12 protein-coding genes are annotated in these 14,839 nt (G+C 68.4%); 9 read left to right on the top strand and 3 right to left on the bottom strand.

The window, feature by feature from the left end:
- Window positions 1-41: 41 nt before the first annotated feature.
- The 6 genes from AB7878_RS01945 to lpxK all read left to right on the top strand — a co-directional run bounded on the left by AB7878_RS01945 (window position 42) and on the right by lpxK (window position 8,400).
- The gene (locus tag AB7878_RS01945) at window positions 42-1,121 is read left to right on the top strand and encodes an IS110 family RNA-guided transposase (RefSeq protein WP_369492740.1); all 1,080 of its coding nucleotides are present in this window, start codon (window positions 42-44) and stop codon (window positions 1,119-1,121) included.
- Between the two features lie 992 nt (window positions 1,122-2,113).
- Window positions 2,114-4,432, top strand: coding sequence for a DNA internalization-related competence protein ComEC/Rec2 (locus tag AB7878_RS01940; protein WP_369492739.1), 2,319 nt, complete (start codon window positions 2,114-2,116; stop codon window positions 4,430-4,432).
- Window positions 4,433-4,547: 115 nt separating this feature from the next.
- Complete coding sequence (locus AB7878_RS01935; protein ID WP_369495700.1) at window positions 4,548-5,192, top strand: MotA/TolQ/ExbB proton channel family protein; 645 nt, start codon at window positions 4,548-4,550, stop codon at window positions 5,190-5,192.
- Between the two features lie 4 nt (window positions 5,193-5,196).
- Entirely contained in the window at window positions 5,197-5,628 is a 432-nt protein-coding gene (locus AB7878_RS01930; protein ID WP_369492738.1) for an ExbD/TolR family protein, read from the top strand.
- Window positions 5,625-7,403, top strand: coding sequence for a lipid A export permease/ATP-binding protein MsbA (gene msbA / locus AB7878_RS01925; protein ID WP_369492737.1), 1,779 nt, complete (start codon window positions 5,625-5,627; stop codon window positions 7,401-7,403). Before AB7878_RS01930 ends, msbA begins: the two co-directional genes overlap by 4 nt.
- Window positions 7,404-7,410: 7 nt before the next feature.
- Window positions 7,411-8,400, top strand: a complete 990-nt coding sequence (lpxK, locus tag AB7878_RS01920) for a tetraacyldisaccharide 4'-kinase (protein WP_369492736.1) — start codon at window positions 7,411-7,413, stop codon at window positions 8,398-8,400.
- 48 nt (window positions 8,401-8,448) lie between these two features.
- On the opposite strand, the gene hutI is transcribed toward lpxK, so the two are convergent.
- Together hutI and AB7878_RS01910 are read right to left on the bottom strand one after the other, a co-directional pair.
- On the bottom strand, window positions 8,449-9,666 hold the full coding sequence (gene hutI / locus AB7878_RS01915) for an imidazolonepropionase (protein WP_369492735.1): 1,218 nt from the start codon (window positions 9,664-9,666) through the stop codon (window positions 8,449-8,451).
- A gap of 41 nt (window positions 9,667-9,707) precedes the next feature.
- A complete protein-coding gene (locus AB7878_RS01910) occupies window positions 9,708-11,273 on the bottom strand; it encodes a GNAT family N-acetyltransferase (protein WP_369492734.1) in 1,566 nt (521 codons plus the stop codon).
- A gap of 111 nt (window positions 11,274-11,384) precedes the next feature.
- Here AB7878_RS01910 and hutG point away from each other — a divergent pair, with 111 nt between their 5' ends.
- Together hutG and AB7878_RS01900 are read left to right on the top strand one after the other, a co-directional pair.
- Window positions 11,385-12,323, top strand: coding sequence for a formimidoylglutamase (gene hutG, locus AB7878_RS01905; protein ID WP_369492733.1), 939 nt, complete (start codon window positions 11,385-11,387; stop codon window positions 12,321-12,323).
- Window positions 12,324-12,444: 121 nt separating this feature from the next.
- Complete coding sequence (locus AB7878_RS01900) at window positions 12,445-12,609, top strand: YXWGXW repeat-containing protein (RefSeq protein WP_077484350.1); 165 nt, start codon at window positions 12,445-12,447, stop codon at window positions 12,607-12,609.
- Here the strand turns inward: AB7878_RS01900 and AB7878_RS01895 are convergent.
- Window positions 12,600-13,565 (bottom strand): LysR family transcriptional regulator, encoded by a 966-nt coding sequence (locus AB7878_RS01895; protein ID WP_369492732.1) that lies wholly within the window; start codon window positions 13,563-13,565, stop codon window positions 12,600-12,602. The two genes, AB7878_RS01900 and AB7878_RS01895, sit on opposite strands and share 10 nt — an antisense overlap.
- Before the next feature lie 154 nt (window positions 13,566-13,719).
- Between AB7878_RS01895 and AB7878_RS01890 the strand changes: the two genes are divergently transcribed.
- Window positions 13,720-14,838 (top strand): aldo/keto reductase, encoded by a 1,119-nt coding sequence (locus AB7878_RS01890; RefSeq protein WP_369492731.1) that lies wholly within the window; start codon window positions 13,720-13,722, stop codon window positions 14,836-14,838.
- Window position 14,839 lies beyond the last annotated feature (1 nt).

Here is a 14,839-nt window from a genome sequence, read left to right as displayed (position 1 = left end):
ATGGTGTTGCGACACAACCGTCAGCAGAAGAGGAAGTCTCCATGAGCACTATAACCCTGGGTGTGGACTTGGCGAAGAGCGTGTTTTCGGCGTGCGAGATGGACGGCGCCGGCCACGTGCGGCGGCGGCAGGATCTGCGTCGCGATGCGTTTATCGCGTGGCTGCCGCAGCTGCCGGCGGGCACGGTGGTGGCGATGGAGGCATGCAGCGGGGCACACCATTGGGCGCGGCGCTGCCAGGCGTACGGCTTGCAGCCGAAGATCATGGCCGCCCAGTTCGTCAAACCGTTCCGCAAGAGCTCGCGCAGCAAGAACGATCGCGCCGACGCCGAGGCGATTGCCACCGCGGCGCGCCAGGGCAACATGCGCTTCGTGCCGGTCAAGGACATCGACCAGCAGGTGCGCCTGTCGTGGCATCGGGTGCGCGAGGGCTACAAGGCCGAATCGCTCGCCATCGGCAATCGCATCCGTGGCCTGCTCGCCGAGTTCGGCGTGATCGTGGCGCAGAGCGATCGGGCGCTGCGTCGACGGTTGGCGGACCTGGATGCGCAGCTCGCACTGCCCGCCGAGTTCAAGGAGTTGCTGCGTGACCTGGCCGATCACTGGACGCAGGTGCGCCTGCACTTCGACGCGTGCGATGCACGCATCGAAGCCCACGCGCGTCAGGACGCGCGGTGCGTGCAGTTGCGCGCCATGGTGGGCATCGGCCCGATCACCGCCGATGCGGCGGTGGCCACGGTGGGCAACGCCCGCGAGTTCAAACAGGGGCGGCAGATGTCCGCGTGGCTCGGCTTGGTGCCCACGCAACATTCCAGCGGCGGGCATGCGCAACTGGGTGGCATCAGCTGCCGCGGCGATGCCTACCTGCGCACGCTGCTGATCCAGGGCGCCCGCAGCAGCCTGCAGCGGGCCAAGGCCGTGGCCACGGAGAAAGCCACCCCGGAACAGCTGTGGATACGCTCACTCGATGGGCGCCTGCCCTTCGGCAAGGTGATCGTGGCCATCGCCAACAAGCACGCCCGGCAGATCTGGGCGGTACTGGCGCACGACGTGGACTACGACCCGCACGCGTGCCTGAACCATCCGATGCACCGGCAAAGCCACGCGAGGCACATGGCCTAGAAGAAGTTTCGCTCCATCGTCAGCGCGACACGGTAGACAACAGGTCAGACCACCCCGGAGAGAACCTGGCTAACTGGATGGACGTCCAAACGGCGCTTCGGCCGATCCCCGATCCCCGGACAGTCCGATGAACGAAAGAGGTCTTCGGGTGCGGTTTATACAGAGGTCCGAGTCGGCCACATCGGCTCAACAAGACCGGTTACGGAAATGCCGTCTGACACTCGTTGCAGCACGCACAGCACTGACGCGCAGCACGTAGAAAACAGGACAACACCATGACCAGCAGTGGCCCGAAAGCTCAGGGCAAAAGCATCATGCGCCCGGGCTTGATCGGAAGTCTCTTACGGAATGGTTAGGTGCCAGCCGTGACGGCTTGCAGCCTCTCTTTTGTTTGCTGGATGTCTAACACGAACAGATCTGTGCGGTAGTTTCCTGTCCAAACGCCAAGGAGAAGCGCCTTGCTTGATGGGCGTAGATGCTGAAGGGCGGCAAGGAGTTTTTGCTTTTGGGCGACGGCGGAAGTGAAACCGTAGCGTTCTATGCCAGTGGGCTCTGTCACGAGCAAAGCGTACCAAACGGATCGATCACGAGACGACCATGGGAAGTCCGCCTCACGACCGTATTGGAAGTGACCCGGTACTCTATCCAGAAATTTGTCGAGCATTCCCATGGCACCTAACGCGAAGTAGACCCCCGAATCCGGGGATATGCATGGCATCGTCCGCGCCTCGTCGCACCACGTCAAGCGGCAGGTTCCAGCCCTGTATCAATCACTTGGCGAATCGTATCGAAGCCAGTTCGCACGTAGCGCAGTCGTGCAAATCGCGTCATCCGGGCGGCTGTGGTTTATCCAACCACAACCGTGGATATGCACGGCAACCGCCGCCGATGCCGTGCTCGTCGACTTGTTGTCGTCAGGGCGCAGACCTACACGCTTTTCGTCCGATTCCACGCGGTGGGCGCGATAGCCTCGACCGATACAGGAGGCGGCCATGTCGGGAGCTTTGCGCAAGCCATTCACCGCAACACTGGCCGCGCCGGCGTTGCTGCTTGGCGTGCTCGCGGTGCAATGGTTGCCGATCCTGCCGCCGCACTGGCTGTCACTGACGCTGTTGCTGCCTGTGGCCGCGATGTTCTGGCGCCTTCCGCGCTGGCGCCTGCCGTTGTGTGTTTGTGCCGGCGCTTTGTGGGCGATGGCTGCGGGTGCGGGAGCGATGGACTCCCGCTTGCCGCGCGATCTGGAAGGCCGCGACTTCGTGGTCACCGGCCACATCGATGACTTGCCGCTGGAGCGCGACGACGCCACCCGCTTCGCCTTCGAGATCGACACCGCCACGCTGGATGGCCAACCGGTGCCCTTGCGTGGAAAGGCGATGGTGTCGTGGTACGACGCGGCGCCGCCACTCGCCCCCTGCGAACGCTGGCGCCTGCTGTTGCGGTTGAAGCGGCCGCGCGGCCTGCTCAACCCCGGCACGGCGGATGGCGAGCGCATGGCCTTGCAGCGCCGCATCGTGGCGACCGGCTATGTGCGCGAGGATGCGGGCAACGCCAAGCTGGATCGTGCGTGGTGCGTGGATGGCGTGCGCGCGGCGATTGCGCGCGGGATCGCGGCGCGGGTGCGCGACCCGCACGATGCGGCGCTGTTGCAGGCGTTTTCGGTGGGCGACACGCGCGGTCTGAGTCAGCACGACTGGGAGGTGGCGCGCGCGAACGGCATTCCGCACCTGATCGCGATTTCCGGTTTCCACGTGGGCGTGTCCGCGGTGTTCGGCGTGTGGCTGGCGAGCGCGCTGTACCTGTTGTGGCCGGGACTGGCGCTGCGCTGGCCGCGGGTGCAGGCGCAGGCTGCCGGTGCACTGCTGGCGGCGGGCATCTACAGCGCATTGGCCGGCTTCGGCCTGCCCACCGTGCGCACTTTGCTGATGATCGCGGTGGTGGCGCTGGCGCGTTGCAGTCGACGGGGCGGCGATGGGGCACAGTCGCTGGCGCTGGCGATGATCGCGATCCTGGCGTTCGACCCGCTGGCGGTGCTGGCCGCGGGCTTCTGGTTGTCGTTCACCGGCGTGGGACTGCTGATGTTGTGCCTGCAGTCGCACGGGCGTGGCTTGCGCGCCTTCCTGCACGAGCTCACCGCGGGGCAGATCCTGATGACGGTGTCGCTGTTGCCGCTGACGATGTGGTTCTTCGGTGAGGCCTCGCTGGTGGGCGCCATGTCGAACCTGATCGCGGTGCCGTTCGTGAGTTTCGTGATCGTGCCCTGTGCGCTGCTGGGCATGCTGTGCCTGGGCCTGTGCCCGCCGCTGGCTACGCCGGTGCTGTGGCTGGCGGCGCAGCTCGCGCATGCGCAATGGTGGCTGCTGGAGCACATGGCGACCTGGCCGGGTGCGCACTGGTATCTGCCGCAAATGGCGCCGTGGGCGCTGCTGCTGGCGACGCTGGGCGCGCTGTGGCTGTTCCTGCCGCGCGGCGTGCCTTTGCGCGCGCTGGGTCTGGTGCTGTTCCTGCCGCTGTTGTGGCCGCCGCTGGCGAAACCGGCCTTGGGTGCGTTCGAGGCCTGGGTGCTGGACGTGGGGCAGGGCCTGTCGGTGTTGCTGCGCACCCGCGGGCATGTATTGCTGTACGACACCGGCGCGCGCTACCCCTCGGGCTTCGACCTGGGCGAGGCGGCGGTGCTGCCGGCGATCCACGCGCTGGGCATCGCGCGGCTCGATGCCTTGATGGTGAGCCATGCCGACAACGATCACGCCGGCGGTGCGGCGGCGGTCGTCGCCGCGTTCCCGCAGGCGCGGCGCTATGCGGGCGAGCCGGAGCGCATGCCGATGCCGATGACGCCGTGCGAAACCGGACAGAGCTGGACGTGGGACGGTGTGCGCTTCCGCGTGCTGGGTCCGGCGGCGGATGCCGGCGGCAAGGGCAACGACCGCTCTTGCGTGCTGCTGGTCGAAGGAGCCGGCGGCCGGCTGCTGCTCACCGGCGACATCACGTCGAAAGTCGAGCCGGTCGTGGCGGCGGCGCTGGGCGATGGCCCGTCGCCGGTGCTGCTGGTGCCTCACCACGGCAGCAAGACCTCGTCCGACGCGGACTTCATCGACGCCGTGGATCCTCCGTTTGCCATCGTCTCGGCGGGCTGGCGCAACCGCTTCGGGCATCCCAAGCCCGAAGTGATGGCGCGCTACGCGGAAGCAGGCGTGCCGGTGCTGAACACCGCCGACAGCGGGGCGATCGGCGTCGAATTTCCGGCCGAATCTCCGGCCCGCGTGAGCGGGCGCTGGCGGTTGCGCGATCCGCGCTACTGGCGCGAGCAACCGTAACCGCGCCAAGTCGTTCAGGTACTGCCACGCGCGCCACGGAACCATCCGGGCCGGCTGCTATGATGCGGCCTCTCCGTTTTGAACGCCCGGTGGGACGAACGTGCTCGATATCCTGATGGCTGGCGGTTGGGCGATGCTGCCCATCCTGGTGTGCTCGCTGGTGGCGCTGGCGATCGTGCTGGAGCGGTGCTGGACGCTGCGGCGCAAGGCGGTGCTGCCGCCGGGGTTGGGCGAGGAGGTGCGCCAGTGGGCGCGCGCCGGCCAGCTCGATCCGAAGCACCTGGAGGCGCTGTCGAACGGCTCGCCGCTGGGCGAGCTGCTGGCCGCGGCGCTGGCGGTGCGCAGCCAGTCGCGCGACATCATCAAGGAGCGCATCGAGGACACCGGCCGCCATATCGTGCACGAGATGGAGCGTTACCTCAGCACGCTGGGCACGATCGCGCTGATCGGTCCGCTGCTGGGCCTGTTCGGCACGGTGATCGGCCTGATCCGGATGTTCATGCAGGTGATGGCCGGCGGCATCGGCGACCCGGCGAAGATGGCCGGCGGCATCGGCGAGGCGCTGATCTGCACCGCCTCCGGCCTTACCGTGGCGATCCCCGCCTACGTGCTGCACCGCTGGTTCCGTTCGCGCGTGGCCGGCTATTGCGTGCAGATGGAGAAGCAGGCCACCGCGCTGCTGGACGAGCTGACCCTGAGTCCGCCGGTGACGGCGCGTCCGCGCCGCACGGCGGCAACCGTCGCGCCGAACGCAGGTTGATTCCATGCGCATCGGCAACGACCGCCGCCAGGACGAGTTCGAGATCAACGTGGTGCCGTTGATCGACGTGCTGCTCACCCTGCTGATGTTCTTCGTGCTCACCAGCACCTTCATCCAGCACTCGCGCATGCAGGTCACCCTGCCGAACGCCAGCGTGCAGGACCGTGACATGAACGCGCCTGCGCTCACCATCATGATCGACCGCGACGGCCACTACTGGGTGGGCAGCGACGCGGTGCCGAGCGAGGGCATCGATGCGCTGAAGCAGGTGATAGCCCGCAACGCGAACGGTGACCACGATCGCCCGGTGACGATCCGCGCCGATGCGTTGTCCTCGCACCAGAGCGTGGTGACCGCGATGGACGCGCTGGGCCAGCTCGGCTTCACCCGCCTGTCGATCGCCACCACGCCGAGCAAGCCGGGCGAGGCGCAATGAGCGGCGGCAGGACCGCGATCTGGGACGCGCACACCTGGGCCGTCTACAAGCGGCTGCTGGGTTACAGCCGGCGGTACTGGGCGGTGGGCCTGGTCGCGCTGGTCGGCATGATCCTCGACGGCGGCGGCCTGGCGGCTTTCACCAAGCTGCTCAAGCCGATGATCGACAACCTGTTCGTGCAGAAGAATCCCTACCTGATCTTCTGGATGCCGATCTGGATCATCGGCATCTTCTTCCTGCGCTCCTGCGGCACCTTCGTCAGCAACTACGGCATGTCCTACATCGGCCGGCACGTGGTGCAGACGATGCAGCGCGACGTGTTTGCCTCCTACCTGCGCCTGCCGGCAGCGTATTTCGGCAGCGAACCCTCGGGCCAGCAGATCTCGCGCATCACCTACACCAGCGAGCAGGTGGCCTCGGCCTCCAGCGACGCGGCAAAGATCGGGGTGACCGACGGGCTCACCGTGATCTTCATGTTCTACGTGATGCTGAGCACCAGCGCCTACCTCACGCTTTCCCTGCTGGTGATGGTGCCGGCGATCGCCTTGATCGCCACCGTGGTGAGCCGGCGCTACCGGCAGATCAGCCGCCGCATCCAGGGCACGATGGGCTCGGTCACCGGCACGGTGGAGGAAACGGTCGGCGCGAATCGCGAGGTGCGCATCTACGGCGGGCAGGCGCACGAGGCCGGCCGCTTCGACGAAGTGATCACGCACACACGGCGGCTGAATCTCAAGATCGCGGCCACCAACGCAGCCTCCAGTTCCACCATCCAGTTGGTGGCGGCCTTCGCGCTGGCGGTACTGGTGTTCCTGGGCACCCGACCGCAGGTGCTGAACCAGATGTCGCCGGGCGTGTTCTTCGCCGTGCTTACCGCGATGGGCACGATGCTGCCGTCGCTGAAGCGGTTGACCAACGTGCAGGCCAACATCCAGCGCGGCATGTCGGCGGCGGAGGATCTGTTCGAGATCATCGACCTGCCGCCGGAGACCGACCGCGGTACCCGCGAATTGGGACGCACGAACGGCGACCTGCGCTTCGAGGACGTGCGGCTCACCTATCCGCGCAACGAGTTCGAGGCGCTGCGCGGCGTGGACCTGCATTGCGCGCCGGGCACGGTCACCGCGCTGGTGGGGCGCTCGGGCAGCGGCAAGAGCTCGCTGGTGAGCCTGCTGCCGCGCTTCAACGAACCCAGCGGCGGCCGCATCGTGCTGGATGGCGAGAATTACGAGGACTACACGCTCGCCTCGCTGCGCCGGCAGATCGCCTGGGTGGGGCAGAGCGTGGTGCTGTTCGACGACACCGTGGCGAACAACATCGCCTACGGCGAGCTGGCCGGCGCCAGCGAGGCCGAAATCATGGCCGCGGCCGAGGCGGCCAACGCGATGGAGTTCATCGCGCGCCTGCCCAAGGGTATCCACAGCCACATCGGCGAGAGCGGCAACATGCTGTCCGGCGGCCAGCGCCAGCGCATCGCGATCGCCCGCGCCATCCTCAAGAACGCGCCGATCCTGGTGCTGGACGAGGCGACCAGCGCGCTGGATACCGAATCCGAGCGGCTGATCCAGCAGGCGCTGCAGCAGCTGATGCGCCACCGCACCACCCTGGTGATCGCGCACCGCCTCTCCACCATCGAGGGCGCCGACCAGATCGCGGTGATGGAGCAGGGCCGCATCGTGGAGCGCGGCAGCCACGCCGAACTGCTGGCGCTGGGCGGCCATTACGCCGCGCTGCACCGCATGCAGTTCCATGACGCAAGCCAGGGCGGCGACTGAGGCGTCCATGACGCTCGCCGACGACCTCGCCGAAGCCTGGTACGGCAAGCGCCGCAGTCCGTGGTGGACCTGGCCACTGGCGGGCCTGTACGGCACGCTCACTGCCTTGCGCCGCATGCTCTATCGCATCGGCGTGCTGCGCCGCGTGTGCCTGCCGGTGCCGGTGATCGTGATCGGCAACCTCACCGCGGGCGGCACCGGCAAGACGCCGCTGACCATCGCGCTGGCGGCAGAACTGCGCGGGCGTGGTTTCCGCCCCGGCGTGGTGAGCCGGGGCCATGGCGGAAGCCGGCGCGAATCGATGCTGCTGGACGAGACGCCCGATCCCGCCGTGGTGGGCGACGAACCTTGCCTGATCCGCGCCGGCGGCGTGCCGGTGGCGGTGGGGCGCGACCGCCCTGCGGCGGCGCAGTTGCTGCTGGCGGCCGGTTGCGACGTGCTGATCGCCGACGACGGCCTGCAGCATTACCGTCTCGCCCGTGACGTGGAGATCTGCGTGATCGACGGCGTGCGTCGCTTCGGCAATGGCCATTTGCTGCCCGCCGGGCCGCTGCGCGAGCCGCTGCGCCGGCTGGATCGCGTGGACCTGCGCGTCTGCAACGGCGGCGAGGCGCAAGCCGGCGAACATCCCATGCGGCTTGTCGGTGGCGAGGCGGTGTCGCTGGATGGCCTGCGCATGCAGCCATTGGAAGGCTTCGCGGGGCAGCGCGTGTACGCGGTGGCGGCGATCGGCAATCCCGCGCGCTTCTTCGCCAACCTGAGCGCGGCCGGCATTGAGGTGATCGAGCATGCGTTTCCCGATCACCACGCGTTCATCGCCACCGATCTCGCCTACGGCGACGAATTGCCGGTGCTGATGACCGACAAGGACGCGGTGAAGTGCCGCGCCTTTGCGCAGCCGCATTGGTGGCGGGTGCCGGTGCACGCCGAACTGCCGGTGGCGTTCTTCGAGGCTGTCGTGGCGCGCCTGCCTCAGGGCGCGCAGGAGCGGCCGTAGGAGCGGCTTCAGCCGCGATTCCCCAGCCGGTCGCGGCTGAAGCCGCTCCTACATGGGAGCGCCCTCGATCCAGACTTGGCGCACGAGCGGCCCGCCAATCCAGTAGCACAGCTCGGCCGGCTGCCTCGCATGCCACGCCACCAGGTCCGCGCGCTGGCCCACGGCGAGCGTGCCGCGATCAATGAGGCCCAGCGCGCGCGCCGCGTTGACGGTGATGCCGCGCAATGCCTCCTCGGGTGGCAGCCGGAACAGCGTGCAGGCCATGTTCGCGGCCAGCCGCAGCGAGAGCAGGGGCGAGGTGCCGGGGTTGCAGTCGGTGGCGATCGCGATCGGCACGCCGTGTTCGCGCAGCGCGGCGACTGGCGGAAGGTGCGTTTCGCGCAGCGCGTAGAACGCGCCGGGCAGCAGCACGGCCACGGTGCCGGCCTCGGCCATCGACGCGATGCCGGCGTTGCCCAGATGTTCCAGATGATCGGCGGAGAGACCGTGGAAGCCCGCCACCAGCGCGGCGCCGCCCTGGTCGCTGAGCTGCTCGGCGTGCAGCTTCACCGGCAGGCCGAGCTGCGTCGCGCGCTCGAACAGGCGGCGCGTCTCGGCCGATGTGAAAGCGATGCGCTCGCAGAACGCATCCACGGCGTCGACCAGCCCTTCGCCGGCCAGCGCGGGCAGCATCGTGTCGCAGACCAGGGCCACGTAGTCGTCGCGGCGCTCCTTGTACTCGGGCGGCAGCGCGTGCAGGCCGAGGAAGCTCGTGCGCACGGTGATGCCGAGTTCCGCGCCGATGCGCCGCGCCACGCGCAGCATGCGCCGTTCGGCATCGAGTTCCAGCCCGTAGCCGGACTTGATCTCCAGCGTGGTGACGCCGTCGGCGAGCAGCGCGCGGGCGCGTGGCAGTGATTGCGCGAACAGCGTGTCCTCGTCCGCTGCACGGCTGGCGCGCACGCTGGAGACGATGCCGCCGCCGGCGCGCGCGATCTCCTCGTAGCTGGCGCCGTTGAGGCGCATATCGAATTCATTGGCGCGGTTGCCGCCGAACACCAGATGGGTGTGGCAGTCGACCAGGCCCGGCGTGAGCAACGCACCGCCCAGGTCTTCCGTGTGCGTGGCGGTGGCGCCGTCCGGCAATTCGCGCATCGCCCCGACCCATGCGATGCGACCGTCGGCGCAGGCCAGCGCGCCATCCTCGATCAGGCCGAACGGCGTGTCGCCGTCAAACGTGGCGAGCGTGGCGTGGGTGAACAGGCGATCCCAGCGGATGGCGGACATGGGCGGCTCCGTGCGGCGAGGCGCCGATTATCGCAGAGCCGTCAACGCGGTTTCGGCAGCCAGCGCATCTCGTACAGGTCGAAGCGGCGATCCTTGATGTTCTGCACCGCGCCGGCGTTGCGCGCGCGGGCCAGGCTTTCCAGGCTGAGGTCGGCGAACAGCACGGTTTCGCTGTTCGGGGTGGAGTCGGCGGCGATGCCGTCGCGCGCGAACGGGAAGTCGCTGGGCGTGAGGATGCAGCTCTGGCCGTACTGGATGTCGAAGTTGTTGACGCCGGGCAGGTTGCCCACGTTGCCGGAGAGCACCACGTAGCACTGGTTCTCCACCGCGCGCGCCTGCGAGCAGTAGCGCACGCGCAGGTAGCCCTCGCGCACGTCGGTGCAGAACGGCACGAACAGGATCAGCGCGCCCTGGTCCACCAGGTGGCGCGCCACCTCGGGGAATTCGCTGTCGTAGCAGATCATCACGCCGACCGGGCCGCAGTCGGTCTGCACCGTGGCCGCGCTCTCGCCGCCGGTGATCTTCCAGGTGATGCGCTCGCTGGGCGTGGGGTGCAGCTTCTCGCGCTCGTGGATGGAACCGTCGCGCAGGCACACGTAGCACACGTTGTGGATGTCGCCGTTGGCCTGCTCGGTGGGGTGGGTGCCGGCGATGATGTTGATGTTGTAGTGCACTGCCAGCCGGCCGAACAGCTCCTTCACCTGCGGCGTGTACTGGCTGAGCTTGCGGATCGTGTCGGTGGCCGGCAGTTCGGTGTTCTCGATCGACAGCAGTTGCAGCGTGATCAGCTCGGGGAACACCACGAAATCCGCGCTGTAGTCGGCGGCGATATCGGTGAAGTACTCGACCTGGGTGGCGAATTCCTCGAACGAGGCGATGCGCCGCTGCAGGTATTGCACGCTGGCCACGCGCACCTTGTCCGGCAGCTGGCGCGGCGAGGGGATCGAGGGAATGTCGGGCTGGTCGAGCAGCAGCGGGTTGCGCCACACCAGGTGCACGGCCCAGCCCAGCGATTCGTGGTCCGAGGGCACGTAGTCGCGCAGCAGGCCGATGATCTCGAAGTCGTTCGCGAGCTGGAAGCTCAGCGTGAGGTCGCGGCGCCGGCCTTCCAGCACCGCCTGCACGTAGGCCTCGGCGCTGCGGTAGCGCTGCAGGTTGCGCGCCAGCCCCGGGATGCGCCCGCCGAACACGATGCCGCGCAGCTTGAGATCCATGCACAGCCGCTTGCGTGCCTGGTAGAGGCGTTGGCCGATGCGCATGCGACGGTAGTCCGGATGCACCACCACTTCCATGCCGTACAGCCAGTCGCCATCCGGCTTGTGGCGCGAGGCCATGCCGCCGCCGGTGATCTGCATCCAGGTATGCGGCGCCAGCGCGATGGCCTCGTCGGTGCGGAAGGTGGCGCAGTAGCCCACCACCTTGCCTTCGTACTCCACCACGAACTGGCCTTGCGGAAAGTGCGTCTGCTGGGAGCGCAGCATTTCCGCCGAATGGCCCCACTCGGGCGTGTAGACGCGTGCGGTGAGCTCGACCAGCGCCGGCACGTCGGCGGGCGTGGCCAGGCGCAGGCGCAGCTTCGGGATGCGTTCGCCGGTTTTCTTCGCCATGCGTGCATGCTGCGATGGTGGCGGTGAAGCGGATGCGAGCGTGCCGGCTACAATGCGCGGCATGAACAGGCATACAGGCATGCGCATGTGTCGCTCGCGGCAGGTGAATCGATGAACGGCTGGAAGGGACGAATCGACCTGCCGGAGGGCCCCGCCACCCGACGCTGGCACCAGTGGGTGCGCGAGCCCGTGGCCGGCGCCGCACCCGGCGTGGCGGTGCTGGGTTTCGCCAGCGACGAGGGCGTGCGTCGCAATGGCGGCCGGGTCGGTGCGGCCGAAGGCCCCGCCGAGTTGCGCGCGGTGCTGTCCAACCTGCCGCTGCTGGACGACACGCCGCTGTACGACGCGGGCACCGTGGACGTGGTCGACGGCGACCTCGAAGGCGCGCAGCAACGCTACGTCGCAAAGCTCGCCGCGCTGCTGGACGCCGGTCATCTGCCGGTGGGCCTGGGCGGCGGACACGAGATCGCGTTCGGCACCTATCAGGGCCTGGCACTGCATCTCGGCGAGCGGCGCCCGCGCGTGGCCATCGTCAACATCGACGCGCATTTCGACCTGCGTCGGCAGGATCGCGGCAGCTCGGGCACGCCGTTCCTGCAGGCGATCGAGCACGCGGCCGCGCTGGGCCTGCCGCTGGACTACTGCGTCTACGGCATCAGCGCCTCGGCGAATACGCGCATGCTGTTCGACACCGCCGACGAACGGGGCGTGCACTACGTGCGCGACGACGAACTGGGCCTGCTCGACCTGCCCGCGCGCATCGCGGAGCTGCAGGCGAAGCTGGCGAACGTCGACGTGATCTACCAGACGATCTGCCTCGACGCACTGCCGCACGCGATGGCGCCCGGCGTCAGCGCGCCCAGCGCGCGCGGCGTGCCGCTGGAGGTGGTCGAGCCGCTGCTCGACGCGATCGCCGCCACCGGCAAGGTCAAGGTGCTGGATGTGGCCGAGCTGTCGCCGCCGCATGATCGCGACCACGTCACCGCGCGGGTCGCCGCGCGGCTGATCCATCGCGTCACGCACGCGGTCGCAAGTGCCGCAAGAACCTGATTCGACTGCGCGTCAGGTGGATGAGGGCCGGCTGAATTCCGCGCGGAAAGCGCCGCGATGACCGTCATCGCGGCGTGGAGCAGGGCGTTTCCAGCAGCACATCCCCCGTGAGGAGTGTGCCATGCGTCGTTTCCTGTCCACCTGCCTGATCGCCGCCGCCTTGATCGGCGGCAGCTGCGCGCTCACCGGATGCGTGGTGGTGGCGCCGCGTCCCGTCCATGTGTGGGTGCCGGGTTATTGGGGCGGCGGCCATGTCTGGGTCGGTGGCCACTGGCGTTACCGCTGAGACGGTCGTTGCCTGCGGCCGGGGTGTGGTGCGGCTTGCACCACCTCGGCCGCCTGTCCACGCTCGCGCAGGAAGTCGATGAACACGCGCAGCTTCGGCGGTATCTGGAAGCGGCTGGGGTAGTAGAGGTGGAAGCCGTCGTAGGGCGGCAGCCAGTCGTCCAGCACGCTTTCCAGCCGACCGTCGGCCAGCGCCACGCGCGCGAACGGTTCCAGCACGGTGGCCAGCCCCGCGCCTCCGATCGCAGCGCGCACCGCCAGCGGAATGCTGTTGACGGTGAGCCGGCCGTTCACCGCGATCTCGAACCACTGGCCCTTGCGCGGGCCGCTCTTGTGCGCGAACTCCCAGCGGTAGATCGCGCGGCTGCTGATCTGGCGGAAGTTGACGCAGTCGTGCGTGTCCAGTTCGCGCGGCTGCTGCGGCCGGCCGTAGCGCGCGAAGTAGTCGGGTGAGCCCACCACCACGGAGCGCATCGGCCCGCTCACCGGCACCGCCACCATGTCGCGCTGCAGGCGTTCGCCGAGGCGGATGCCGGCGTCGAAGCCTTCGGCGATCAGGTCGCTGAGACCGTTGTCGACGTGGACGTCCAGCTTCACGTCAGGCCAGCGCGCCATGAATTCGCCGAGCAGCGGATCGAGCAGGGCGATCGCCACCACGTCCGGCACGGTGAGCCGTAGCAGGCCGGCGGGGCGATCGCCGTGTTGGCGCAGCGCATCCATCGCCGCGTCCAGCTCGTTCAGTGCAGGCGCGATCCGCTGCAGCAATTCCTGGCCCGCCTCGCTGAGGCCCACGCGCCGCGTGGTGCGATGGAGCAGGCGCGTGCCGAGCTGGGTTTCCAGCTGGCGCAGGGTCTGGCTCAGCGCCGAGGCGGTGACATCCAGCGCCGCCGCGGCGCGGGTGAAGCTGCCGTGCTCGGCGATCGCGCGGAAAGCGCGCAGGGCGTAGTCGTCGCGCATGGAAACCTCGCTGAATGCCGTCATCCCGGCGATGGCCGAGATCCGGCACCCTGGATTGATTAGCTGTGCTTGAAAGAACATCAAGATGCTGGCGGTTTTTCGTGGCAATCGCAAGGCGCAGACTGCGCCTCGTCCATCACCACGGGAGTTCGCCATGTCGCTCGATTCGTACTACACCCTCGGCCATTCCGGCCTGCGCGTCAGCCGTCTGGCGCTCGGCACCATGACCTTCGGCGACGACTGGGGCTGGGGCGCGGCGGAAGACACGGCACGCGCAATGTTCGACCGCTACCTCGCCGCCGGCGGCAACTTCATCGACACCGCGGACCTGTACACCGAAGGCACCAGCGAGACGATGCTGGGCAAGTTCATCGAGCAGGCGGGTGCGCGCGATCGCGTGGTGCTCGCCACCAAGTTCAGCTACAACGCGCAGCCGGGCAATCCGAATGCCGGCGGCAACGGCCGCAAGAACATCCTGCGCGCGGTGGAGGGCTCGCTGCGTCGCTTGCGCACCGACTACATCGACCTGTACCTGCTGCACACCTGGGACCGCATCACACCTGCCGAGGAAGTGGTACGCACGCTGGACGACCTCGTGCGCGCCGGCAAGATCCGCTACGCCGGCCTGTCCGACGTGCCGGCGTGGTATGCGGCGCGGGCGCAGACCTTCGCCGAGGCGCACGCGCTCACCCCGCTGGTGAACCTGCAACTGGAATACTCGCTGGCCGAGCGCCACATCGAGCACGAATTCGTGCCGCTGGCGACCGAACTGGGTATGGGCATTACCGCCTGGAGCCCGCTGGCGATGGGCCTGCTGTCGGGCAAGTACAAGGCTGGCGAAGCGGGCAGCAATGGTGACGGGCGACTGGCCAAGGTGGTCGGCGCACCGGGCTTCGACCGCTTCACCGAGCGCAACTGGAAGATCGTCGCCGCGCTCGAAGCGGTGGCGAAGCAGGCCGGCAAGCCGATGGCGCAGGTCGCGTTGAACTGGGTCGCCACACAGCCGGGTATCGCCTCGGTGATCGTCGGCGCGACCAAGCTGGAGCAACTGGATGCGAACCTCGCCGCGCTGGACTTCGAGCTGCCGGCGGAGCTGCGCGCACGGCTCGACGCGGCCAGTGCACCGGAGCGTCCGTTCCCGTACTACATGTTCGCCGATGCCCAGCAGACGCGTCTGCACGGTGGCGTGGCGGTGGGCGACAAGCCGGCCAGTTATGCCCCGCCGGTCCATGTACCCGCAGTGCCGGCACGCAACGTGAAGGCCGCGCGTTGAT

This window comes from Rhodanobacter humi, from assembly GCF_041107455.1.
Taxonomy (GTDB): domain Bacteria; phylum Pseudomonadota; class Gammaproteobacteria; order Xanthomonadales; family Rhodanobacteraceae; genus Rhodanobacter_A.
This window is presented reverse-complemented; position numbering and strand designations above follow the sequence as displayed.